The 21,782-nt window shown below is 68.4% G+C and carries 22 protein-coding genes; 7 read left to right on the top strand and 15 right to left on the bottom strand.

Annotated elements, in window-relative coordinates; translation table 11 throughout:
• Positions 1-2: 2 nt before the first annotated feature.
• From ACXJJ3_RS01020 to ACXJJ3_RS01000, 5 genes are read left to right on the top strand one after another with little or no spacing between them, the layout of a single operon-like run.
• Positions 3-938 (top strand): carbohydrate ABC transporter permease, encoded by a 936-nt coding sequence (locus ACXJJ3_RS01020; protein ID WP_458167899.1) that lies wholly within the window; start codon positions 3-5, stop codon positions 936-938.
• On the top strand, positions 928-1,752 hold the full coding sequence (locus tag ACXJJ3_RS01015; RefSeq protein WP_458167898.1) for a carbohydrate ABC transporter permease: 825 nt from the start codon (positions 928-930) through the stop codon (positions 1,750-1,752). Before ACXJJ3_RS01020 ends, ACXJJ3_RS01015 begins: the two co-directional genes overlap by 11 nt.
• Positions 1,752-2,534, top strand: coding sequence for a sugar phosphate isomerase/epimerase family protein (locus ACXJJ3_RS01010; RefSeq protein ID WP_458167897.1), 783 nt, complete (start codon positions 1,752-1,754; stop codon positions 2,532-2,534). The genes ACXJJ3_RS01015 and ACXJJ3_RS01010 overlap by 1 nt, the downstream gene beginning before the upstream one ends.
• 30 nt (positions 2,535-2,564) lie before the next feature.
• Positions 2,565-3,020, top strand: coding sequence for a carboxymuconolactone decarboxylase family protein (locus tag ACXJJ3_RS01005; RefSeq protein ID WP_458167896.1), 456 nt, complete (start codon positions 2,565-2,567; stop codon positions 3,018-3,020).
• Between the two features lie 16 nt (positions 3,021-3,036).
• Entirely contained in the window at positions 3,037-3,387 is a 351-nt protein-coding gene (locus ACXJJ3_RS01000; protein ID WP_458167894.1) for a YciI family protein, read from the top strand.
• A gap of 66 nt (positions 3,388-3,453) precedes the next feature.
• Here the strand turns inward: ACXJJ3_RS01000 and ACXJJ3_RS00995 are convergent, their stop codons facing one another.
• From ACXJJ3_RS00995 to ACXJJ3_RS00970, 6 genes are all read right to left on the bottom strand, one after another.
• Positions 3,454-3,771, bottom strand: a complete 318-nt coding sequence (locus tag ACXJJ3_RS00995; RefSeq protein ID WP_458167893.1) for a hypothetical protein — start codon at positions 3,769-3,771, stop codon at positions 3,454-3,456.
• A gap of 165 nt (positions 3,772-3,936) precedes the next feature.
• Complete coding sequence (locus ACXJJ3_RS00990; RefSeq protein ID WP_458167892.1) at positions 3,937-4,806, bottom strand: carbohydrate ABC transporter permease; 870 nt, start codon at positions 4,804-4,806, stop codon at positions 3,937-3,939.
• A complete protein-coding gene (locus ACXJJ3_RS00985) occupies positions 4,803-5,738 on the bottom strand; it encodes a carbohydrate ABC transporter permease (RefSeq protein ID WP_458167891.1) in 936 nt (311 codons plus the stop codon). Before ACXJJ3_RS00985 ends, ACXJJ3_RS00990 begins: the two co-directional genes overlap by 4 nt.
• A gap of 14 nt (positions 5,739-5,752) precedes the next feature.
• Positions 5,753-7,045, bottom strand: coding sequence for an extracellular solute-binding protein (locus tag ACXJJ3_RS00980; RefSeq protein ID WP_458167890.1), 1,293 nt, complete (start codon positions 7,043-7,045; stop codon positions 5,753-5,755).
• Positions 7,046-7,133: 88 nt separating this feature from the next.
• Entirely contained in the window at positions 7,134-8,183 is a 1,050-nt protein-coding gene (locus ACXJJ3_RS00975; RefSeq protein WP_458167889.1) for a LacI family DNA-binding transcriptional regulator, read from the bottom strand.
• A gap of 37 nt (positions 8,184-8,220) precedes the next feature.
• The gene (locus ACXJJ3_RS00970; protein ID WP_458167888.1) at positions 8,221-8,928 is read right to left on the bottom strand and encodes an SDR family NAD(P)-dependent oxidoreductase; all 708 of its coding nucleotides are present in this window, start codon (positions 8,926-8,928) and stop codon (positions 8,221-8,223) included.
• Between the two features lie 54 nt (positions 8,929-8,982).
• On the opposite strand from ACXJJ3_RS00970, the gene ACXJJ3_RS00965 reads away from it, so the two are divergent.
• Both ACXJJ3_RS00965 and ACXJJ3_RS00960 read left to right on the top strand, forming a co-directional pair.
• On the top strand, positions 8,983-9,519 hold the full coding sequence (locus tag ACXJJ3_RS00965) for a MarR family winged helix-turn-helix transcriptional regulator (protein ID WP_458167887.1): 537 nt from the start codon (positions 8,983-8,985) through the stop codon (positions 9,517-9,519).
• 82 nt (positions 9,520-9,601) lie between these two features.
• Positions 9,602-11,887, top strand: a complete 2,286-nt coding sequence (locus ACXJJ3_RS00960) for an ATP-binding cassette domain-containing protein (RefSeq protein WP_458167886.1) — start codon at positions 9,602-9,604, stop codon at positions 11,885-11,887.
• On the opposite strand, the gene ACXJJ3_RS00955 is transcribed toward ACXJJ3_RS00960, so the two are convergent.
• From ACXJJ3_RS00955 to ACXJJ3_RS00915, 9 genes are all read right to left on the bottom strand, one after another.
• Positions 11,852-12,847 (bottom strand): winged helix DNA-binding domain-containing protein, encoded by a 996-nt coding sequence (locus ACXJJ3_RS00955; RefSeq protein WP_458167885.1) that lies wholly within the window; start codon positions 12,845-12,847, stop codon positions 11,852-11,854. The genes ACXJJ3_RS00960 and ACXJJ3_RS00955 overlap by 36 nt on opposite strands.
• An 88-nt stretch (positions 12,848-12,935) precedes the next feature.
• On the bottom strand, positions 12,936-13,721 hold the full coding sequence (locus ACXJJ3_RS00950; RefSeq protein WP_458167884.1) for an SGNH/GDSL hydrolase family protein: 786 nt from the start codon (positions 13,719-13,721) through the stop codon (positions 12,936-12,938).
• A 118-nt stretch (positions 13,722-13,839) separates the two neighbouring features.
• Entirely contained in the window at positions 13,840-14,877 is a 1,038-nt protein-coding gene (locus tag ACXJJ3_RS00945; protein WP_458167883.1) for a mandelate racemase/muconate lactonizing enzyme family protein, read from the bottom strand.
• Positions 14,878-14,881: 4 nt separating this feature from the next.
• On the bottom strand, positions 14,882-16,195 hold the full coding sequence (locus ACXJJ3_RS00940; protein WP_458167882.1) for an ABC transporter substrate-binding protein: 1,314 nt from the start codon (positions 16,193-16,195) through the stop codon (positions 14,882-14,884).
• Positions 16,196-16,221: 26 nt separating this feature from the next.
• Complete coding sequence (locus ACXJJ3_RS00935; protein WP_458167880.1) at positions 16,222-17,304, bottom strand: mandelate racemase/muconate lactonizing enzyme family protein; 1,083 nt, start codon at positions 17,302-17,304, stop codon at positions 16,222-16,224.
• Positions 17,305-17,306: 2 nt separating this feature from the next.
• Positions 17,307-18,149: a carbohydrate ABC transporter permease gene (locus ACXJJ3_RS00930; RefSeq protein ID WP_458167879.1), complete on the bottom strand. Its 843-nt coding sequence runs from the start codon at positions 18,147-18,149 to the stop codon at positions 17,307-17,309.
• On the bottom strand, positions 18,139-19,092 hold the full coding sequence (locus ACXJJ3_RS00925; protein ID WP_458167877.1) for a carbohydrate ABC transporter permease: 954 nt from the start codon (positions 19,090-19,092) through the stop codon (positions 18,139-18,141). The genes ACXJJ3_RS00930 and ACXJJ3_RS00925 overlap by 11 nt, the downstream gene beginning before the upstream one ends.
• Before the next feature lie 3 nt (positions 19,093-19,095).
• Positions 19,096-20,523: an NAD-dependent succinate-semialdehyde dehydrogenase gene (locus tag ACXJJ3_RS00920; RefSeq protein ID WP_458167876.1), complete on the bottom strand. Its 1,428-nt coding sequence runs from the start codon at positions 20,521-20,523 to the stop codon at positions 19,096-19,098.
• A 26-nt stretch (positions 20,524-20,549) separates the two neighbouring features.
• Complete coding sequence (locus tag ACXJJ3_RS00915; RefSeq protein WP_458167875.1) at positions 20,550-21,779, bottom strand: iron-containing alcohol dehydrogenase; 1,230 nt, start codon at positions 21,777-21,779, stop codon at positions 20,550-20,552.
• Positions 21,780-21,782 lie beyond the last annotated feature (3 nt).

Raw genomic sequence — 21,782 nt, 5'->3', positions numbered from 1 at the left:
GCATGGCCGTCGACACCGCTCCCGTCACAACCACGCCAGCACCACCGAAGACCCCAACTCCTCGCTGGCGCAACCGCGAATCGCTCACGGCGTGGCTCTTCATCCTCCCGAGCCTCGTCGGCTTCCTGATCTTCACCGCCGGACCCGTCGTCGCCGCGGGCGTGATCTCGCTGCTGAACTGGAACCTGTTCAGCGCCCCGACCTGGGCCGGCCTGGACAACTTCGCCCGCCTCGGCCCGGACCCGACGTTCTGGTCCGCGCTCGGCAACACGGCGTACTTCACGCTGGTCAGCGTCCCGCTCACGATCCTGGTCAGCCTCGCGCTCGCATTGCTGCTGAACCAGGGCCTGAAGCGGATCGCTGTCTTCCGCAGCCTCCTGCTGTTGCCGTACGCAACCATCACGGTGGCGGTCGCGTTCGTCTGGATCTGGCTCTACATCCCGCACGACGGACTGGTGAACACCGTGCTCGGATGGTTCGGGATCGACGGGCCGTCCTGGCTGATCTCGGACACCTGGGCGATGCCCGCGCTGATCCTGATGAGCGTCTGGAAGAGCTTCGGGTTCGGCATGGTGGTCTTCCTGGCCGGGCTGCAGGCGATCCCGCAGCAGCTCTACGAGGCCGGCCGCGTGGACGGTACGTCGCCGTGGAACAGCTTCCGGCACATCACGCTGCCGATGCTCTCCCCCGCGCTGTTCTTCGTGATCGTGACGTCGGTGATCGGCTCGTTCCAGGTCTTCGACCAGGCGCTGATCATGACGAACGGCGGACCGGGCACCCGCACCACCACGCTGGTCATGTACATCTACCGGACCGGCTTCGAGAACTACGACCAGGGGTACGCCGCCGCGCAGTCGCTGGTCCTGTTCGCGTTCATCGTGATGATCACCGCAGGCCAGTTCCTGTTCCAGCGGAGGCTGGTGCACTATGACAACTGAAATCAGGCGCAAGCTTGTCGTCTTCACCTGTTTCCTGGTCACCGCGATCACCTTGGTGCCGGTCGTGATGATGGTGCTGGTCGCGTTCCAGTCCGACGCCGAGTCGATGGCCGCGAAGCCGTCGTTCTGGCCGAGCAGCTGGCGCCCGGAGAACCTGACCCGCGCGTTCGACCTGATCCCGCTCGGCAAGTACCTGCTGAACACGATCTATTTCGCCGCCGGTACGACGATCCTCGAAACCGTCACGGCCGCGCTCGCGGCGTACGCGTTCGCCCGGCTGAACTTCCCCGGCCGCGGCTGGCTGTTCGGGATCTACCTGGCGACGTTGATGATCCCGTCGCAGGTGACGCTGATCCCGCAGTTCGTGCTGGTCGCGAAGCTGCACGGGATCGACACCTGGCCGGGGATGATCCTGCCGCACGCGTTCACCGCGATCGGGGTGTTCCTGCTCCGGCAGTTCTTCCTCGGGATTCCGCGCGACTACGAGGAGGCCGCGCGGCTGGACGGCGCGAACCGCTGGCAGGCGTTCGTGCGGGTGATCGTGCCGCTCGCGGTGCCGGCGATCGCGACGCTGGCCGTGTTCAAGTTCATCGGGCAGTGGAACAACCTGCTGTGGCCGCTGGTGATCTCGAACAGCGACGCGACCCGGACTGCGTCGGTCGGGCTGCAGGTGTTCCAGGACACCAACGGCACCCAGTGGAACCTGCTGCTGATGGCCGCGACCGTCACGACGATCCCGTTGATCGTCCTGTTCTTCCTCACGCAACGCTGGTTCGTCCGAGGTATCACGATGAGTGGGCTGGGAGGCCGTTGATGTCGTATCTGTGGTCCGTCTTCACCAAACCGTGGGCGGGGCTGCCCGGGGCCGAGCTCGGCCGGCTGGTCGCCGGTCTCGGGTTCGGCGGCGCCGAGGTGCCGGTGCGGGACACGGCGTACGTCACGCCGGGGAACGCGGAGGCCGAGCTGCCCAAGTTCACCGCGCAGTTGCGGGCCGAGGGCATCGAACCGATCAGCGTCGCGAGCGACCTCACCGAGCCGGTGTTCGCCGCCTGCGCGGAGGCCGGCGTCCCGATGATCCGGATCATGGCCGAGCTCGGCGCGGACGGATACGCCGCGTCGGTACGCCGGAACCGCACGCTGCTCGAGCAGGCCGCCGAACTGACGGAGCGGTACGACGTGCAGGTCGGCGTCCAGCCGCATCACGGACGGTACGTGTCGTCGACGCTCGGCGTACTGCAACTGCTCGACGGGCTCCCGGACCGGTTCAAGCTGGTCTGGGACGCGGCGCACGACGCGCTCGCAGGCGACCGTCCCGCGGTGACGCTGGAGCTCGGCGCGGACCGGCTCGGGATCGTGAACCTGAAGAACGTGCACTACGTCCGCACCGGCGACGGCTGGCGGACGAACTTCGTCGAGGCCGAGGAGGGGATGTCGGACTGGCCGGCTGTGTTCGCGACGCTGCAGCAGCTCGGGTACGCCGGTCCGATCTGCCTCACCGGGCAGTACTCCGACCCCGCTGTACCGGTCGAAAACCGGCTCGCGAAAGATCTCCGCTTCGCTGTCACATCCGCCGCGCAGCATCCGTCAAGGGGGTGAAAGCAACCAAGACCTGATGGAGAAACCACGATGCAAGCACGGATGACCAACCCCGCGATGATCCTGCCGGACGCCACCAAGGGCATCCAGAACATCTACAAGGCGATCGGCGCCTCCGGCACCGACGGCAAGGTGCTGGAGCTCGTGCACCTGCGGGCCAGCCAGATCAACGGCTGCTCGCCCTGTGTGTTCGGCGGGATCAAGTCGGCGCTGAAGAACGGCGAGACCGACGAGCGGCTGCACCAGGTGGCCGCCTGGCGGGACTCCGACCTGTTCACCGACGCCGAGCGGGCCGCACTCGCGATGACCGAGGCGGCGACCCGGCTGGCGGACAACCCGACCGCGGTCAGCGACGAGATCTGGAACGCGGCCGCCGACCACTTCGACGAGAAGGAACTGTCCGCGATCATCTTGATGATCGCGCTCACCAACCTGTTCAACCGGCTGAACACGACCACGCGTCAGCCTGCCGGTGCGACCTGGTAGTCGCTACCGTGAAGCCATGAAGTACATGCTGCTGATCTACGGCAACGAACAGACCTGGGACACGCTGCACGAGCAGGGCATCGACGGTGTGATGGACCAGCACCGCGTGCTCTCCGACGAGCTGGTCGCCAACGGCGAGTTCGTCGCCGGGGTCGGCCTGACCACGAAGAACGCCCGCGTGGTCCGGGTCCAGGACGGCGTACCGGCGGTCACCGACGGGCCGTTCACCGAGGCCAAGGAAGTGCTGGCCGGGTACTACGTGGTCGACTGCGCGAGCCTCGAACGGGCGGCCGAGATCGCCGCGCGGCTGCCCGAGGCACCGTACTCCCCCATCGAGATCCGTGAATTCACCGATCCCGTGGACTGATGGCTGTCCCAGGGACTTGCCGGCCTCAGCTGGGCGTTGGACACCTGAGACCGGCGAGTCACTGACTCAGTACGCCGACGTCCGGCCGGGCTCGCTCGACGCGAGGATGACCCCACCTGATGCGGGCTGGTCACCCATGCCCCGGCCACCTTGGACGTAGACCGTACTTCCAGGCGCCGGTGCCTCCGCACCGGACCTGAGTCGGAGCGTGGTCGTCATACCGTTGCTCAACCTGAGCATCGCCACGCGTCGCGGCTGCACCGACGGGATCGACGAGTTCACCTCGTGGATGCCGGTGCACACCGCCGGTTGGATCGCAGCCCGTCCGAGACCTGCGTTGCCGTGACTCCTCACATCACGGCACTGCCCGGCGAGCCTACTCATCGCTGACACACTTCCCCCTTCTCATCGTTACTGCCCCCGAGTGGCGGTAGCCGTCAACAATTGCTGAGAGTGACGATGTTTTCAAGGGATCGTGACCGGAATCCCGCTTTCCGGAATCCCGGTCTCAGGAAACCTCAGGAAACCTGCTGAGTCCTTACTGAGTCCTTACTGTCCACCGAAGCCCGTGGTCGCGATTCCCTTGATGATCTGGCGCTGGAAGAACAGGAACACCACGACCAGCGGCAGCGCGGCCAGGATCGCGGACGCCATGTTCTGCGCGTACTGCAGGCCGTACGCGCTCTTCACCGTCTGCAGGCCGACCGGCAGCGTCATCAGGTGCGCGTCGGTCGTCACGATGAACGGCCAGAGGAAGTTGTTCCAGGCGCCGATGAACACGAAGATCGCCACCGCCGCCAGGATCGGCCGCGACAACGGCAGCACGATCGACCAGAACACCCGCAGCCGGCCGGCGCCGTCCACCCGCGCGGCTTCCTCCAGCTCGGTCGGGATCTGGTCGAAGAACCGCTTGAGGATCAGCACCATCGCGGGCGCGAACGCCTGCGGCAGGATGATGCCCCAGTAGGTGTCGACCAGGTTGAACGCCAGCATCTGCCGGAACAGCGGGACGATCAGCAGCTGCGGCGGGATGATGATCGCCGCGATGATCGCGGCGTACAGCCAGCGCTTGCCCTTGAAGTTCACCCGCGAGAACGCGTACCCGGCGAGCGCCGAGGTCGCGACGGTGATCAGCGTGATCGCGACCGAGGTGATGAGGCTGTTCCACGCCCACGAAGGGATGTCGCCGGCGGACAGCACCTTGCGGTACGCCGCGAAGCTGAAGCCGTCGGGCGGGTTGAAGCTGAGCGACGAGGCGCCGGCGTCGGCCTCGCTCTTCAACGAGGTGAGCACCGACCAGGCGAACGGGACCAGCCACGTGACGGCGAGGAACGCGAGCACCAGCAGCGCGACGATGCGCGAGAGGCTCCAGGGGTTCTCCCCTGGTTTGTGACCTTGCTTGATCGCTGATGTGCTCATGCGGCGCTCCTGCGGTTGATCAGCTTGTACTGCGCCAGCGACACCAGGACGATGAGCGCGAAGAACAGATACGAGATGGCCGACGAGTAGCCGAACCGGTAACCGGTGAAGCCGGACTCGTAGATGTACTCGACGATCGAGCGCGTCTTCCCGGCCGGACCGCCGTTGGTCAGCATGTAGATCTGGTCGAACACCTTCAGCGACGCGAGCAGCTGCAGCGTCACCAGCAGTGCGGTCGTCGGCGTCAGCTGCGGGATGACGATCGAGAACAGCTGCCGCCACTTGCCGGCGCCGTCCAGCGCCGCCGCCTCGAACTGCTGCTCCGGGATGTTCTGCAGCGCCGCGAGGTACAGCAGGAAGTTGAAGCCGATCGTCCACCAGAGCGTGGTGATCACGACCGAGATCATCGCGACCTTCGGGTCCTGCAGCCAGGCGACCGGCGCGGCCCCGAACTTCGCCAGTACGCCGTTGATCAACCCGAGCGTCGGGTTGTACATCCAGCTCCAGAACATCACCACGACCGTGGACGCGAGCAGGTACGGCATGAAGAACGACAGTCGCCACAGCCACCGGCCGGGCAGTCCGAGGTTCACCAGCAGCGCCAGCGCGAGCGACAGCACCACGAGCGGGATCGTGCTCAGCACCGTGAACCACAAGGTGTTGCCGAGCGACTTCCACATGTCCGGGTCGGTCAGCGCCTCCCCGTAGTTCGCGAAGCCGACCAGCCCGCTGCCGGCACCGGTCAGCGTCTCGCCGGTGAAGCTCAGGTACAGGCCGTACACCGCGGGTACGACCAGGAACAGCACGAACAGTACGGCGAACGGCGCCGCGAACGCCCACCCGGTGAACGTCTCGCCGCGCTTCGCGCGCGCCCGGCCCTTGGCCGAGTTCTCCTCCGCGACCGCGGCCGGAGTGTCGATGGCAGTCGACATGTCTGGGTCTCCTCTCACACCGGCTGCGGACGGTCGAGCAACTTGTTCAGCCGGTCGACGAATCCGCCGAAGCCGGCCGCTGGATCACCACTGCCGAGGAACACGTTCTGCACGTTCTCGGCGAAGTAGTTCTGGAAGTCGCTGCCCGCCCCGCTGAACCAGACCTCCGGGTCGTAGTTCACGTACGCCGGGATGCCCGCGTAGTTCGACTGCGGCTTCAGCGCCTGGTACTCCGCGCTCTTCACGACCGGCTGGTACGCCGGGATGTGCCCACCGCCGGCCCACTTCACCGACCGCTTCAGGATCTCCGCGACCATCGTGTACACGTGCTTGCGGCGCTCCGGCGACACGTGCGACTGCCGGGGCAGCACGAACGTGTGCGAGTCGGCGTACGCCGCCTGGGTCCCGAACAGGTTCGGGATCGGCAGCGCGTCGACCGGCATCTTCGCGTCCTTCAGCACCGGGAGCTCCCAGACGCCGCCGAGGAACAGGCCGCTCTCGCCGTGCAGGAACTCGCTGGTCGCCGTACCGCCGTCGCCGCTGCGGGAGGCGATCTTGTCGTTGAGCAGCGAGCGGATGAACCCGAGCGTCCGCACCGCGGCGTCCTTGTCGACGTCCGCCTTCTGTCCGGGGACCAGCTTCATGTCCGCGCCGGTCTGCCGGTACAGCGTGTAGAACAGCCGCCACATCTGCGCGCCGTCGCCCAGGTACCCGTACGACAGGCCGTGCTTCTTCGTGACCTGCTGCATCTTGGTCGCGACCTCGACGAACTCCTCGGGGCTCTTCATCGAGTGCAGGGTGTCGGTCACACCGGCCTTCTCGGCGTGCTCGGTGTTGTAGTAGAGCACGAACGGGTGCGTGTCGAGCGCGATCGCGTACAGCTTCCCGTCGTAGTGACACTTCTCCCACACCCGGGCCGGGAAGTCGCTCTCGTGGACGCCGACCTCGGCGAGCAGATCCACGTCCCAGGGCTCCAGCAGTCCGCCCGGCGCGTACCCCGCGATCCGGGACGCGTGCATGATCGCGACGTCCGGAGCACGCCCGCCGGCCGAGGCCATCGCGAGCTTGGTGTAGTACGGCGGACCCCAGGCCAGCACGGTCTGGGTGGCGTGAAAGCCGAGGTGCGCGGCGTTGACGGCGTCCACCAGGCCGGCCATCACGGTCCCGTCACCACCGGTCATCAGGTGCCAGTAGCTCAGGTCGGTCGTCGCGCGTGACGCACCGGGTGCGCAGCCGACGAGCAACCCGCCACCGGCCAGCGCAGCAGCCGCTTTGAGCAGGCTGCGCCGGGAGAAATCTTCACTCATTCGGTCTCCTTTGGGGGCGGGACCGATGATTACATCGTTGGAATGCTCAGACAAGCATCTTGTGTGTGATTTTGTGCAAACGTCTCCGTTAGCGTTGAGTACTGGCGCGCTCGATCACCCGGTGCGGGATCATCACCCTGCGTGCCGGCGCGTCCTTGTCCGTCATCCGCTCCTCGAGCAGGTCCAGCGCGGCCGCCACGAACGCCCGCCGGTCGAAGTCGATCGAGGTCAGCGGCGGGATCATGAACTGGCTCTCGAGGATGTTGTCGAACCCGGCGACCAGCGTCTGCCCAGGGATGTCGACGCCGGCCTCCCAGAGCGCCGACAGGGTGCCCGAGGCCATCGAGTCGGTGAAGCAGAAGAACGCGTCCGGCAGCTCGTGCTCGGTGAGGTACTTCGCCACCACGGTCGCCGCCCCCTCCGGCCGCCACCGGTCCAGCGGGATCTGCAGCGCCGGATCCAGCGGTACGCCGGCCTCCTCGAGCGCCTCGCAGTACCCGGTGGTGCGCAACCGGGACGCCGCCGTACCCGGGGACGCGGCCGAGCCGCCGAGCATCCCGGCGCCGCTGGAGCCGCGTGGGACCTCCGGCGTGCCGACGGCAACGATCCGGCGGCAGCCCTGGGCCAGCAGATGTCTGGTCATGTCCCGGGCCGCGGCGACGTTGTCGATCGCGACCTGGCTGACGACGTCCTGGTCGACGTCACCGATCAGGACCACCGGCGGCAGCGGGCCGGCCGACATCACCGCGCTGTCGTCGAGGTTCACCGGGTTCAGGATCAGGCCGTCGACCAGGTACGCGCGGGCCTTCGACAGCAGCTCGAACTCGCGGTTCGGCTCGGAGGCGGTCTGCTCGATCTGCACGCCCCAGCCGCGTTCGTGGGCAAGCTCGACGACCAGGTGCACGATCTCGGCGGAGTACGGCCGGAGCAGGTCGGGCAGCGCCAGCGCGATCATCCCGGAGCGGCCGTTGCGCAGGCCGCGGGCGCTCATGTTCGGTACGTAGTCGAGCTCCGCGAGCGCGCTCTCCACCCGCGCGCGGGTCTCGGGACGCACGAAGACGACGCCGTTGATCACGTTCGACACCGTCTTCGGCGACACCCCGGCGAGCTTGGCGACATCTTTGACGGTGGGACGCATGTCGCCCATTGTCACACCTGGCCACCGTTGTCAGCCGTCAACGGGTGACGAAGGCACCGCCGTTCACGTGCAGCACCTGACCGGTCAGATGCCGGGCGGCTGGCGAAGCCAGGAAGTGGACGGTGCCCGCGATGTCCTCGACCTGGCCCTCCCGCTTGGTCAACGTTGCCTGGAGCAACTGGTCGCGGCGGTTGTCGGTGAGCCGCCCCTGGAAGAACTCGGTGTCGGCGGTGAAGCCCGGTGCGACGACGTTCGAGGTGACGCCCCGCGGGCCGAGTTCCGCCGCGACGTCGGCGTTCCAGAGCGCGAGCGCGGCCTTCGAGGCGCCGTACGATCCCGGGCCGCGGCTGCCCGCGATCGACCCGAGGTGGACGACGGCCGTCGTCAGCCGCGGACCCAGCGCGGTCGTCGTCAGCACGGCGCTGATCAGGTTGGCCTCGAGGTTGGCGAGCCAGTTCGCCTTCAGCTGCGCGAGATCGCCGTCCGGGCGGCCGAAGTCGGTGTTGCCGCCGGCATTGTTGACCAGTACGTCCATCCGTTCGGGCAGCGCGTCCCGCAGCCGCTGGATCTGCGCCGGGTCGGTCGCGTCGCACACCACTCCCCTGGCTCCGAGCTCGTCGGCCGCCTTCTGCAGGACGTCTTCCCGCCGGCCGGTGATCACCACGTCGTCCCCGTCCGCGCGGAACCGGGCCGCGGTCGCCCGACCGATCCCGGTCGCGCCACCGGTCACCACGATCGTTCGCATCTCTGTCCTCACGTTTAGGTCTAAATGTTTAGCCCTAAACGTAGCATGGTCGCCGTGACCGACAACTATCCGCTCGACGCCCCGAACCCGTACCCGGCCGCGGAGATCGCCCGCGCCTGGCAGCGTGAGCGACCCGGGACGCCGACGGACTCGATCGAGATCGTCACTCCCCTGTGGCGGCTGGCGAAGCTGTTCGCCGACGACCGGCGGCGGGTGCTCGCGGACGCCGGGGTCGATCCGGCCACCCTCGACCTGCTCAGCGTGCTGCGCCGCGCGGGGGCGCCGTACGAGCTGAGCACCCGGGAGCTGACCCGCCGGACGCTCGTCACCGCGGGCGCGATCTCACAGCGGGTCGCGCGCGCCGAGGAGAGCGGACTGGTCACCCGGCGGTCCGCGGACGACGGGACCCGCGCGGTGCTTGTCGCGCTGACCCAGGCCGGTCACGACCTGATCGAGCGCACCGTCGATCAGGTGCTGACCCGCGAGTCCGAGCTGGTCGCCTCCTTGTCCCCCGGCGGCCGCGCCCAACTGGCCTCCCAACTGCAGGAACTGCTCGACGAGATCACCAAGGTGGCCCGCCAACCTTCCTGACGGCGTTGAAGGTTTCCTCCGCACCAGCAGGCTGACGAAGCGCGCAAAGTTCTGGCGACCGCTTCAATGACACCATTGAAGGATGTTTCCTGCTGACAGTCATGACGTCATCCAGGTGCGGGGCGCCCGGGAGAACAATCTCGCCGGGGTCTCGCTCGACATTCCGAAACGCCGGCTCACCGTCTTCACCGGGGTCTCCGGTTCCGGCAAGTCCTCACTCGTCTTCGACACCGTCGCGGCCGAGTCCCAGCGGCTGATCAACGAGACCTACACCGCGTTCGTGCAGAACTTCATGCCGAGCCTCGGCCGCCCGGACGTGGACGCCCTGCAGAACCTGTCCGCCGCGATCATCGTCGACCAGGAACGGATCGGCGCCAACGCCCGCTCCACCGTCGGTACGGCGACCGACGCGCACACCATGCTCCGCGTGCTCTTCAGCCGCGCGGGGACGCCGTACGCCGGTCCGCCGTCGGTGTTCAGCTTCAACCGGGCCGAGGGTATGTGCCCGCTGTGCGAAGGCCTCGGCCGGACCACGGAGTTCGACCTCGACGAACTGGTGGACCGCGAGAAGAGCCTGAACCAGGGCCCGATCAAGGCGCCCGGTTACGCGATCGACAGTTGGCCATGGCAACTGATGGCGCACTCGGGCCTCTTCGACCCGGATCTCCCGCTGCAGGAGTACCCGGACGAGCTGTGGCAGCAGTTCCTGTACCAGGAGCCGATGAAGGTCCGGGTCGGGAAGAGCAACCTCACCTTCGAAGGGCTGATCACCAAGCTCAAACGGCAGTACCTGAGCAAGGACCCGCAGTCGATGCAGAGTCACGCCCGGGCGTTCGCCCAGCGCGCGATCCGGCAGGACACCTGCCCGGAGTGCCACGGCGTACGGCTGAACGCGGCGGCCCGGGCGGTCACCGTCGACGGCCGGACGATCGGCGAGTGCTCGGCCCTGCAGATCAGCGACCTCGCCGAGTTCGTTGCCGGGGTCGAGCACTCCGGGGTCGGCCCGATGCTCGACGGGCTGCGGCAGTTGCTGGACTCGTTCGTCACGATCGGGCTCGGGTACCTGTCGCTGGACCGGGAGTCGTCGACGTTGTCCGGCGGCGAGGCGCAACGGGTCAAGCTGGTCCGGCACCTCGGGTCGAGCCTCAGCGACGTCACGTATGTGTTCGACGAGCCGACGGTCGGGCTGCATCCGCACGACATCCAGCAGATGAACGATCTGCTCCTGCAACTGCGGGACAAGGGCAACACGGTCCTCGTCGTCGAACACAAGCCGGAGACCATCCGGATCGCGGACCACGTCGTCGACCTCGGACCGGGTGCGGGCCTGGCAGGCGGGCGGCTCTGTTACGCGGGCGATGTCGCCGGGCTGAAGGCGTCCGGCACACTCACCGGCCAGTACCTCGACCACCGGGTGCGGGTGCGCGACGACGTACGCCGGCCGGCCGGACAGCTCGCGATCACGAACGCGTCGCTGCACAACCTGCGGGACGTGAGCGTCGACGTACCGCTCGGCGTGCTCACCGTGGTGACCGGCGTGGCGGGGTCCGGGAAGAGTTCGCTGATCCACGGTTCGCTGGCCGGCCGGGACGGCGTGATCATCGCGGGACAGGAACCGATCCGCGGGTCGAAGCGCAGCAACCCGGCGACGTACACCGGTCTGCTGGACCCGATCCGGGCCGAGTTCGCGAAGGCGAACAAGGTGAAGCCCGGCCTGTTCAGCGCGAACTCGGTCGGCGCCTGCCCGACATGCAAGGGCATCGGGCTGGTCTACACCGATCTCGCGATGATGGCGGAGGTCGCGTCGGTGTGCGAGGACTGCAACGGCGCCCGGTTCACCGCCGAGGTTCTCGAGTACCGGCTGCGCGGCAAGAACATCAGCGAGGTACTGCGGATGACGGTCGCGGAGGCCCGTGAGTTCTTCGTGAAGGGTACGGCGCGGACGGTCCTGGACCGGCTGGCGACGGTCGGGCTGGAGTACATCGGGCTCGGCCAGCCGCTCACGACGCTGTCCGGCGGCGAACGGCAGCGGTTGAAGCTGGCGATCAACATGGGCCGGACCGGCTCGATCTACATCCTCGACGAGCCGACGACCGGGCTGCACCTGGCCGACGTCGACAAGCTGCTCGGCATGCTCGACACCCTCGTCGACCAGGGCAACACGGTGATCGTGATCGAGCACCACCAGGCCGTGATGGCGCATGCGGACTGGCTGATCGACATCGGACCGGGCGCGGGTCACGCGGGCGGGCAGGTCGTGTTCACCGGTACGCCGGCCGATCTGGTGGAGAGCAGCCCGACGGTGACGGCCGAGCACCTGCGCCGGTACGTGTCAGAACCGGGCGAGGTCGACGAGCTCGTCGGTTAGGTCCGCGGGCTCGAACAGGTCGGTCGAGAGGTCCGCGTGCTTCCAGGCGCCGATCGCCCGGCCGGCCCGGATCACAGCGGGGCTGAGCATCCCGCCGCCGGGGAAGATCGACTTGGGCAGCTCCTGGAACCGGTTCTGGTAGCCGAGCAGGTATGCGTCGAACTCGCCGAGCATCCGGACGTCCTGGCAGCCCGGCAGGTCCTCGACGGCGGACAGGTCGGTGCCGTCCACCTCGAAGGTCCCGGTCGCGACGGCGGCGATCGCGCGGCGGGCCTGCGGGACGGGCAGCCCGGCCCAGGTGGCGAAGTCGCGGGCGGTGGCCGGGCCGTACGCGGTCAGGTAGCGGCGGGCAAGGGCTTCGAGGTCGCCGTCCAGGTCGAGGGGTTTGCCGAGCCAGTCGGTGACCGCTACCCAGGTGTCGCCGGGGCCGTAGCACAGGCGGCCGAGGAGTCCGGCGTACCGGATGAGCGCGTAGACGGCCTGCCCTTTCGGCTCGGGGATCAGCCGGGCGTGGACCAGTACGTCGGCCAGCTCGGCGCGGGTGGAGGGGCCGTGCGCCAGCAGGTGTTCCTCGAGTACTTCGGCCGCCTTCGAGCGGATGCGGTCCGGCAGGCCGAGTTCGGCGTACCGGCGGCCGGTGTCCTTGATCAGCTTCGGGCCGAGCAGGCCGAGCAGCGGGCCGGCGTCCTCGACCGCGACGAGCTGGAGCGTGCCGCGCATGAACCAGCCGCGGACCACGGACCGGTCCGTGACCTGGGCGTTCGTCACGTCGGCGAAGGTGGTGGCGGTGGACCGGGCGCGCACGGCGTACGCCGCACCTCGCCAGGTCTGGGCCTGCAGTCCCCCCGTCCGGCGTACGACGTCGGCCACCCCTCCGGGGCCGGCCTCGTTCACCGGACGCGCAAGGCAGTTGGCCTGCATCCTGGCCGCCAGCAACCAGTCGACGGACCTCCGCGCCACCTCAGCATGACACCACGAACTCGCCGGTTCCGCATCTCCAACGGCGAAAGGTGCCGCCCTTTCGGACGGCACCTTTCGGAAACTGCGGTCAGAGCGCGGGCTGGACCAGGTCGGCGAACGCCGCCTGGCCGGTGACGTTCGGGTGGTACGACTCGCTGATCGGGTTCGACAGCCCGTTGATCCATTCCGGGTTGCCGCACACCGAGTGACCGATGAACTTCGAGGTCGGGTTCACGAACGCGAACCCGGCAGCGCTCGCGGACGCCGAGATCTTCGCGTTCAGCAGGTCGGCGGTCGCGTTCAGCTTGGTCATCTCGTCGGGGCTGAAGAACGTGCCGGCGTTGCAGTCGGTGCCGTTGAACAGCCGCGGGTACCCGACCACGACGACCTTGGCCGACGACGCCCGGCTCTTGATCGACGCGTACAGGCTGTTCAGCCGGCCGGGAAGGGTGTTGTTGATGATCGACTGGGCGCTCGCGACGGCGCTGTTGCAGTCGCCCAGCCAGGACGGTTTCGCGCACTCGGTGATCACCGACGAGAAGCCGGCGTCGTTGCCGCCGACCTGCACCGACACGATGTTCGCGGCGCTGGTCACCGACGGGAGCTGGTTCGCGGTGACGTCCGCGACCTTCGCGCCGGAGCAGGCCACGAACGTCAGGTTCGCGCCGAGCCGGCCGGCGTCGAGGTACGCGTACGCCTTGGTCGAGCGCTGGCACGAGCCGCTCGACGAGATGTAGGTCCGGGTGCCGACGCCGGAGGCATAGGAGTCACCCAGGGCGACGTAGTTCGGAGCCGCGGCGTGCGCGACTCCGGGGATCAGCAGGGACGCGGCGCCGAGGACCGCGGCGGACAGCAGACTGGTGACGGACTTCATGGGCGGACCACCTTTGGGGGCGAAGTGTGGCGACTGAAGTACTCCACGTCACCTTCGCTGACCCGTGAGTAACACACAAGGGCCTGGTAACAAATTCACCGTGGATTCCCGGTGACGGTCACCAACTAGCCGAGAGCCCCGGTGCCGACGGCAAGGGATAGCAGCCGTCCACGAGCTGACCCCCTTCGGGCAGCAGCCCGCTCTCCAGGTAGAGCGTGTTCGGCAGCGCCGCCAGCACGTGGATGTGCGCCCCGCCGCCGTGCGACGCGTACGGCACCCCGAACCCGGCCGCCATCAGCCCGATCTCGAGACAGTCGGTCACCCCGCCCGCCCGCCGCAGATCAGGCTGTACGACGCCGACGCCGCCGCGCGCGATCAGGTCCCGGAAGGCGCCCTGCCCGTACCGGTTCTCGCCGGTCGCGATCGGGATGTCCAGCTTGTCCGCCAGCCGCACATGCCCGTCCGTGTCCCCCGCCGGCAGCGGCTCCTCGAACCACCGGCAGTCCAGGTCCTCGTACGCGCGCCCGCGCCGCAGCGCCTCGGCGTACCCGAAGGCCTGGTTCGCGTCGACCATCAGCGCGGCGTCCGGCCCGATCACCGCCCGGACCGCCTTGATCCGCCGCAGGTCCTCGGTCAACGGCCCGCCGCCGACCTTCATCTTCACGCCGTGGAACCCCTGCTCCATCGCCCGCGCCGACACCCGCTCGAGCCCCGCGACGTCCAGCTCCAGCCAACCGACCATCGCGTACGCCGGGATCGCCGTCCGCCGCGCCCCGAGCAACTTCCACACCGGCACCCCGAGCGACTTCCCGAGCAGGTCCCACAACGCCTGGTCGATCGCCGACATCCCGTACGCCGACAACCCCGCCGACCCCTGGTAGTCGGTCAGCTCCCGCAACCGCTGCCGGATCCCCCGGATCACCGTCGGGTCCTCCCCCACGATCGCCGGCCCCAGCTGGTCCCGGACGATCTTCGCCAGCACCGCGGGCGAGGACTCGACCCGCCCGAAGTACGTCGTACTCTCGCCGCTCACGCCTTCGTCGGTGTCGATCCGGACCCGGGTGACCCCGTCCCGGTCGAGCAACTGGATCGCGTCCCGGACCGGATGCGCCTTCGGCTCCGAGGTGACGTCGACGTGTACCGAGGTGATCTTCATCCGGTCATCCCTTGCCTGCGAGTACGTCTTCGACCTTCTGCTTGACGCTACCGAGTGCGGCCTCGGCCGTCCGTTTGCCGCTCCACACATCGTCGAGCACCGGCCGGTACACGGTCCGGGCACGCTCGATGTAGCGGCTGAAGTTCTCGTTCACGGCGTTGTCGAGCGCCTGCGTCACCAGCGCAAGGTTCGATGGCGGCTGCTCGTCCGGTACGAACAACGACGACGAGCTCTTCGCGACCGGCATGAACCCGCGCGACTGCGCGAGCAGCTTCGCGGCGTCGGCGCCCGCGCAGTACTTCAGGAACGCCCAGGCCGCGTCCGGGTCCTTGGACTGCTTCGGCACCGCCAGCACCGTGAGCGTGTTCACCGTCGTCCGGTTCACCTTCATCGGCGTCGGGAAGATGTCCCACGTCACCTTCGCGTTCTTCCGCAGGTACGGGATGCCGCTGGTCAGCGAGAGCAGCATCGCCGCCTTGCCGGTACCGAGCTGTGCCAGCGCCCAGTTCGGTGTCTGCTTGCCGGCCGTGACCGTGGCGAAGTCCGGGTGCACCTTGTGGACGAGCGCCAGGTCCGCGACCCACTGGATCGCCTCGGTGCCCTGCGGCTCGGCGAGCGTGAACCGGGTCGCGTCCTTGGAGTAGATCCCGTCACCGCCGTTGCTGACCGGGAAGACGGTCTCGAGCGACGTGTCCGGGAAGACCAGCGCGCCCCAGCGTTCGCCGTTCGGCTTGGTCAGCTTCTTCGCGGCGGCGACGAAGTCGTCCCAGGTCCAGCCGCTCTTGGCCCAGTCCTTCGGCGGCAGCTCGACACCGGCCTCGGCGAACGCGTCGGTGTTGCAGTACAGCACGCCCGGGTTGGTCATGATCGGCCAGGCGGCGTGCGCACCGTCCGGCTGCTTGGCGAAGTTGTACGCGACCGGGAAGTAGTCGTCCGGCTTGATGCCGTCCTTCTCCAGGTACGGCCGCAGGTCGAGCAGCGAGCCCTCGGAGTAGTAGCCGCGGACGTAGTCGTCGTTGATCCGGATCACGGTCGGCGCGGAGCCCGACGACAGCACGGTCCGCAGCTTGGTGTCGTAGTCGTCGCCGGGCACCGACTGGATGTCGAGGGTCTTCCCGGCGCTCTTCGCCCAGTTCTCCGCGACCGTGTAGAGCGGCGTACCGCTGTTGGTGTCCCAGGTCAGGAACGAGGCGTTGCCGCCACCGCCCCCGGCGCCGTTGTTGCCGCAGGCAGCGAGTGGCAGGCCGGCGGTCAACGCCCCGCCGGTGATGCCGAGTGCCTTGAGTACCGATCGTCGGGAGATGTCTGATGCAGGCATGGTCGGGTCCTGTTCGTTCAGGGGAGTTAGTTGGTCCGCAGCTTGGCGACCGCGTCGTCGTCCAGCTCGATGCCCAGACCGGGCAGCTCCCACGGCGTGATCTCGCCGTTCACAGGGACGAGCGGGTTCTTCCAGATCGGTACGTCGTCGAGGATCGGGTTGTGCTCGATGTTGTACTCCTGCGGATAGACGCAGGACGGCGTACTGACCCACAGGTGCGCGTGGGCCGACGTACCGATCGTCTGCTGCGTGTTGTGCACGGTGATCGGCTTGGTGAACGTGTCGGCGAGGACGGCGATCTTCTTGAACTCGGTGATGCCGCCGCACTTGATGACGTCCGGCTGGAGGATGTCGACGTGGCCGGTCAGGATCAGGTCCCGGAACTGCCAGGTCGTGTACTCCTGCTCCCCCGCTGCGACAGGGATGTCGACCGCGTCGGCCAGCCGCCCGTACGCCGCGTAGTCGTGGGCGGCGAGCGGTTCCTCGAAGTGCCACACGCCGAGGTCCTCCAGCGCGTGGGCCATCGTGATCGCGGTGTGTTCGTAGTACGCGTTGTTGACGTCGACCAGGATCGGGAAGTCGTCCCCGACGAGCTCGCGGACGGCGGTCACCGTCGCGATGGTCTGGTCGAAGCCGTCGTCGTGCATCCAGGGCGTGGACGAGTGGATCTTGTAGCCGTGGAATCCCTTCTCCTGGAAGGACTTCGCCCGCTCGGCCTCCTGCTGCGGGGTCATACTGCGCGACATCGAGCTGGCGTAGACCTTCGCGCTCGGCCGGTACTTGCCTCCCAGCAGCTTGTAGACCGGCAGCCCGGCGGCCTTGCCGAGCAGGTCCCAGAGCGCGATGTCGATCCCGGCGATCGCGTTCAGCTGCGCGCCGCCGGGGCCGAGCTTGTACGGCTTGGTGTACAGCCGGCGCCACAGCCGCTCGAGGTCGGTCGCCTCCTCGCCGATCAGCAGCGGTGCCAGCGCCTGCTCGACGACGCTGTGCGAGACGTGCGCGTTCATCGGGCTGACCTCGCCGACACCGACCAGGCCCTCGTCGGTGTGCACCTTCACGATGTGCAGCTTGTCGAGCAGGATGATGGACTCGATCCGGGTGATCCGCATGGTTATCCCTTCAGGCCGGACATCGTGATGCCTTGGACGAAGTACTTCTGCGCGAGCAGGAACAGCAGCAGCGGCGGCAGGATGGTCAGGGTGGCGGCCGCCATCATCAGGTTGGTCTGGGTGAAGTACTCCCCCTTGAACAGCGCCAGCGCGATCGGCATGGTCTGCAGCCGGGTGGAGTTCAGGAAGATCAGCGGGCCGAACAGGTCGTTCCAGGAGCCCATGAAGGTGAGCGCGCCAACCGCGGCCAGCGCGGGCTTGACCTGCGGCACCATGATCCGCCAGAAGGTGCCGAAGATCGACGCGCCGTCGAGCTTCGCGGCCTCCTCCAGCTCGATCGGGACGCCGCGGAACGCCTGCCGGAGCAGGAACGTCCCGAACACCGGCGTCAGCACGTTCGGGATCCAGAGCGGGTAGTGGGTGTCGATCCAGCCCAGCTCCCGGAACAGCATGTACTGCGGGACCAGGTACACCATGCTCGGGATCATTGCCGTCGACAACAAGAGCGCGAAGGCGAGGTTCTTGAACGCGAAGTTCAGCCGGGCGAACCCGTAGCCGGCCATCGCCGCGAACACCAGCAGAAAGCCGACGTTCAGCGCGGCGAGCTTGCAGCTGTTCAGGAAGAACGGCAGCAGCCCGTGCCCGGCCTGCGAGTAGTTCGCCCACTGGAACTCCGACGGGACGAACGTCGGCGGCGTCTGCAGTACTTCGTTCTCCGGTTTCAGCGAGGCGCTGATCATCCACAGCAGCGGCATCGCGAACACCACCGCGAGCACGATCAGGACCGCGAACACCACGATCCGGCGCGGAATGTGCCGCGGCGCCCGGCGCAGGTCAGTCGCCATAGTGCACCCACCGCTTCTCGAGCTTCCACTGCACCGCGGTGACAACGCCGACGATCACGAACAGCACCCAGCCCATCGCCGACGCGTACCCCAACCGGCCGTGCCCGAAGGCCGCCTCGTAGATGTGGAAGATGAACACCGAGGTGGCGTTGTTCGGCCCGCCCGAGGTCATCACGTAGATGATCCCGAAGACCTGGAACGAGGTGATGAACTGCGTGATCGTCAGGAAGAAGAGGCTCGGCGTCAGCAGCGGGCAGGTCACCGACCAGAACCGCCGCCACGCCGACGCCCCGTCGACGGTGGCCGCCTCCAGCAATGACTGGTCGATGCTCTGCAGCCCGGCCAGCAGGATCACCATCGGGTACCCGACGCCCTGCCAGATCGCGACGATGACGACGGCGATCAGCGCGGTCTTCGTATCCGACAGCCACGCCGGTCCGTGCACGCCGAGGGTCTTCAGCGTGGAGTTGAACAGCCCGTTGTCAGGGTCGTACAGCCAGAACCAGACGAACCCGATCGCGACAACGTTCGTGACGGCCGGCGAGTAGTAGAGCGTCCGGAAGATCCCGATGCCCTTCACCTTCTGGTTGCACAGCACCGCGAGGCCGAGCCCGATCCCGATGGTCAGCACCACGACGGCCAGCGTGAAGACCACCGTGTTCTTCAGCGACGGCCAGAAGGTGTCGTCGGCGGTGAACAGTTCCTTGTAGTTGTCCAGGCCGAGGAACGACGGCGAGTTCAGCCCGGACCAGTTCGTCAGCGACACCACCAGCGAGGCGGCTACCGGCAGCAACTGGAAGAACAGCACGCCGAAGATCACCGGCCCGACGAACAGCCAGCCGGCCAGGTTCTGCCGCTTCGGCGTGTGCTTGGTCCGCCGGCGGCCCGCGGGCGAATCCGCGGCCGGCGACGGGCTGACTGTGGGCAGGACGGCGTTCGCCATCGGTCACACCTCGATCCCGATGTACTTCTCCTCGAGGAACTCGAGGATCCCTTCGGAGCTGCCCTCGCGGCCGAGCCCCGACTGCTTGGTGCCGCCGAACGGCGCGGCCGGGTCGCTCAGCACGCCCCGGTTCACCGCCACCATGCCGGCGTCGATCCGCTGCGCCACCGCGAGCGCCTGGGCCGGATCGCCGTACACGTAGGCGATCAGGCCGTAGATCGTGTCGTTCGCCATCGCGACGGCCTCGTCGACGTCGCGGAACCCGACGATCGCGGTCACCGGACCGAAGATCTCGGTCCGATTGATCTCGCTACCGTGCCGGACCTCGGTCAGCACGGTCGGCGGGTAGAACGCGCCGGTGGCGGACGGCTCACCGCCGAGGGCCAGCGTGGCGCCGTCGGCGACGGCGCGGTCGACCAGGCCGGCGACCTTGTCGCGTTCCTCCGGCGACACCAGCGCGCCGAGGTCGTTCGTACGGTCGGCGCCCGGGCCCATCGTGACCGCCTTCATCGCGGCCGTGATCCGGGTGCCGAACTCGTCGACGAGGGACTCGTGCACGTAGAACCGGTTGGCCGCCGTACAGGCCGCGCCCCCGTTGCGGAGCTTCGCGACCATCGCGCCCTCGACCGCGGCGTCGACGTCGGCGCCGGGCAGTACGACGAACGGCGCGTTGCCGCCGAGCTCCATCGACGGGCTGACCACCTGGTCGGCCGCCTCGTGCAGCAGGATCCGGCCGACCTCGGTCGACCCGGTGAACGACAGCTTGCGGACGGCCGGATGGTGCAGCATCGCGCTCACCGCCGGACCCGCGGGCACCGGCGTGACCAGGTTGACCACCCCGGCCGGTGCGCCGACCCGGCGCAGCACGTCGACGACGTACGCCGCCGTCAACGGCGTCTGGCTCGCGGGCTTCAGGACCACCGAACAGCCGGCCGCGAGCGCGGGCGCGATCTTCCGGCTCGCCATCGCGGCCGGGAAGTTCCACGGCGTGATCAGGATCGCGACGCCGATCGGGTCGCGGCTGACCACGATCGTCTTGTCCCCGGCCGGCGAGAGCCGGAAGTCGCCGCCGATCCGGACCGCCTCCTCGGCGAACCAGCGGAAGAACTCGGCCGCGTACGACGCCTCGCCGAGCGCGTCGGCGTACGCCTTGCCGTTCTCGGCGGTGATCAGCGCGGCGAACTGCTCGCGTTCGGCGGTGAGGACCTCGAAGCAGGCGCGGAGGATCTCCGAACGCTCGCGTGGTGGGGTCGCGGACCAGGCCGCGAGGGCGTCGGCGGCCGCGTCGACCGCGGCCAGGCAGTCGGCCTCGGTGGCGGCGGCGAACCGGGCCAGCTCGGAACCGTCGGCCGGGTCGTGGACGGCGAAGCGCCGGCCGTCGGACGACGGGCGCCACTGTCCGTCGATGAAGAGGTCGTGCGGAGAGTTCATCTGGCGGTCTCCGTGTCAGCAGGGGGTCAGAAGGGGTTCGTGCGGTCGCCGGTGTACGCGGCGCGGGTGATCTCCAGCAGGGCGCCGGCGTCCAGCCGGCGCGGGTTGTTGTCGATCAGACGGGCGGACTGCAGGCCGCGGGTGGCGACGTACTCGAGCTGGTCCTCGGTCAGCCCCAGCTCCTTCAGCGTCGCCGGGATACCGATCCGATCGAGCAGCGCGTCGACGGCCTCGATACCGGCCATCGCCTGCTGCTCGGCCGTGCCGGTAGGCGGCGTACCGAAGAGTGCGGCGATCTCGGCGAACTCGTGGATCCGCGCCGGGGCGTTGTAGCGCATCACGTACGGCAGGAGTACGCCGACGCCGACGCCGTGCGCGGTATGGGTGAGCGCGCCGAGCGGGTACTGCAACGCGTGCGCGGCCGCCGTACCCGCGACGCCCAGCGCGTACCCGCCCGCGTTCGCGGCGAGCATCACGTCGGAGCGGGCGTCCTGGTCGTCCGGGTGCTCGACGGCGACGGGCAGCGCCTGCGCGAGGAGCGTCAGGCCCCAGCGGGCGTACGAGTCGCTGATCACGTTCTTGCCGATGAAGACCCGGCCCTCGGCGACCGCGGTGGGTGGGCGCTGGATCGCGGTGAACGACTCGACCAGGTGCGAGACCGCGTCGGCGCCGGCGCCGGCAGTCAGGCCGGGCGGGCAGGTGTAGGTGAGTTCGGGGTCGCAGATCGCGACCGACGGGATCAGGTACGGCGAGGAGATGCCGGCCTTCAGCTCGCGACGGCTGTCGCTCAGCACGCAGACCGGCGTGACCTCGGACCCGGTGCCGCCCGTCGTCGGCACCGCGATGATCGGCAGCACCGGGCCGGGGACGGCGTTCTCGCCGTAGTACCGGTCGATCGGGCCGCCGTGGCTGAGCATCAGCGCGACGGCCTTCGCCAGGTCCAGGCAACTGCCGCCGCCGATGCCGATCACCACGTCGATCCCGGCGTACTCCATCGCCGCGCAGCAGGCGTCGATGTCGGACATCGGCAGCTCCGGCGAGGTGTCCGGCCAGACGTGCACAGTCAGTCCGTGGTCCGCGAGGTCGTGGGTCAGTTCGGTGAACTCGGGTGTCGCGGCGAGCCGCTGGTCGGTGCAGATCAGGGCGGTGCCGCCGTACTCCGCGGCGGACCGGCCGAGCAGTGCGCGCTGGCCGGCGCCGAAGACGACGGTGCGCGGCGACCGCTGGACCCCGAAACGGGGGGCGGTGGACGTCATGAT

The sequence above is a fragment of the Kribbella sp. WER1 genome, from assembly GCF_054189145.1.
Note: the sequence above shows the minus strand (reverse complement) of the source record. Positions and strands in the feature narration are given on the sequence as shown.

Bases quoted from the DNA above. Each gene is read 5' to 3' on its own strand.
- ACXJJ3_RS00940 (WP_458167882.1), bottom strand. From the start codon at position 16,195: ATGCCTGCATCAGACATCTCCCGACGATCGGTACTCAAGGCACTCGGC.
- ACXJJ3_RS01005 (WP_458167896.1), top strand. From the start codon at position 2,565: ATGCAAGCACGGATGACCAACCCCGCGATGATCCTGCCGGACGCCACC.
- ACXJJ3_RS00950 (WP_458167884.1), bottom strand. From the start codon at position 13,721: ATGAAGTCCGTCACCAGTCTGCTGTCCGCCGCGGTCCTCGGCGCCGCG.
- ACXJJ3_RS01000 (WP_458167894.1), top strand. From the start codon at position 3,037: ATGAAGTACATGCTGCTGATCTACGGCAACGAACAGACCTGGGACACG.
- ACXJJ3_RS00995 (WP_458167893.1), bottom strand. From the start codon at position 3,771: ATGAGTAGGCTCGCCGGGCAGTGCCGTGATGTGAGGAGTCACGGCAAC.
- ACXJJ3_RS01010 (WP_458167897.1), top strand. From the start codon at position 1,752: ATGTCGTATCTGTGGTCCGTCTTCACCAAACCGTGGGCGGGGCTGCCC.
- ACXJJ3_RS01015 (WP_458167898.1), top strand. From the start codon at position 928: ATGACAACTGAAATCAGGCGCAAGCTTGTCGTCTTCACCTGTTTCCTG.
- ACXJJ3_RS00960 (WP_458167886.1), top strand. From the start codon at position 9,602: ATGTTTCCTGCTGACAGTCATGACGTCATCCAGGTGCGGGGCGCCCGG.
- ACXJJ3_RS00920 (WP_458167876.1), bottom strand. From the start codon at position 20,523: ATGAACTCTCCGCACGACCTCTTCATCGACGGACAGTGGCGCCCGTCG.
- ACXJJ3_RS00935 (WP_458167880.1), bottom strand. From the start codon at position 17,304: ATGCGGATCACCCGGATCGAGTCCATCATCCTGCTCGACAAGCTGCAC.
- ACXJJ3_RS00990 (WP_458167892.1), bottom strand. From the start codon at position 4,806: ATGAGCACATCAGCGATCAAGCAAGGTCACAAACCAGGGGAGAACCCC.
- ACXJJ3_RS00985 (WP_458167891.1), bottom strand. From the start codon at position 5,738: ATGTCGACTGCCATCGACACTCCGGCCGCGGTCGCGGAGGAGAACTCG.
- ACXJJ3_RS01020 (WP_458167899.1), top strand. From the start codon at position 3: ATGGCCGTCGACACCGCTCCCGTCACAACCACGCCAGCACCACCGAAG.
- ACXJJ3_RS00945 (WP_458167883.1), bottom strand. From the start codon at position 14,877: ATGAAGATCACCTCGGTACACGTCGACGTCACCTCGGAGCCGAAGGCG.
- ACXJJ3_RS00970 (WP_458167888.1), bottom strand. From the start codon at position 8,928: ATGCGAACGATCGTGGTGACCGGTGGCGCGACCGGGATCGGTCGGGCG.
- ACXJJ3_RS00930 (WP_458167879.1), bottom strand. From the start codon at position 18,149: ATGGCGACTGACCTGCGCCGGGCGCCGCGGCACATTCCGCGCCGGATC.
- ACXJJ3_RS00925 (WP_458167877.1), bottom strand. From the start codon at position 19,092: ATGGCGAACGCCGTCCTGCCCACAGTCAGCCCGTCGCCGGCCGCGGAT.
- ACXJJ3_RS00980 (WP_458167890.1), bottom strand. From the start codon at position 7,045: ATGAGTGAAGATTTCTCCCGGCGCAGCCTGCTCAAAGCGGCTGCTGCG.
- ACXJJ3_RS00915 (WP_458167875.1), bottom strand. From the start codon at position 21,779: ATGACGTCCACCGCCCCCCGTTTCGGGGTCCAGCGGTCGCCGCGCACC.
- ACXJJ3_RS00975 (WP_458167889.1), bottom strand. From the start codon at position 8,183: ATGCGTCCCACCGTCAAAGATGTCGCCAAGCTCGCCGGGGTGTCGCCG.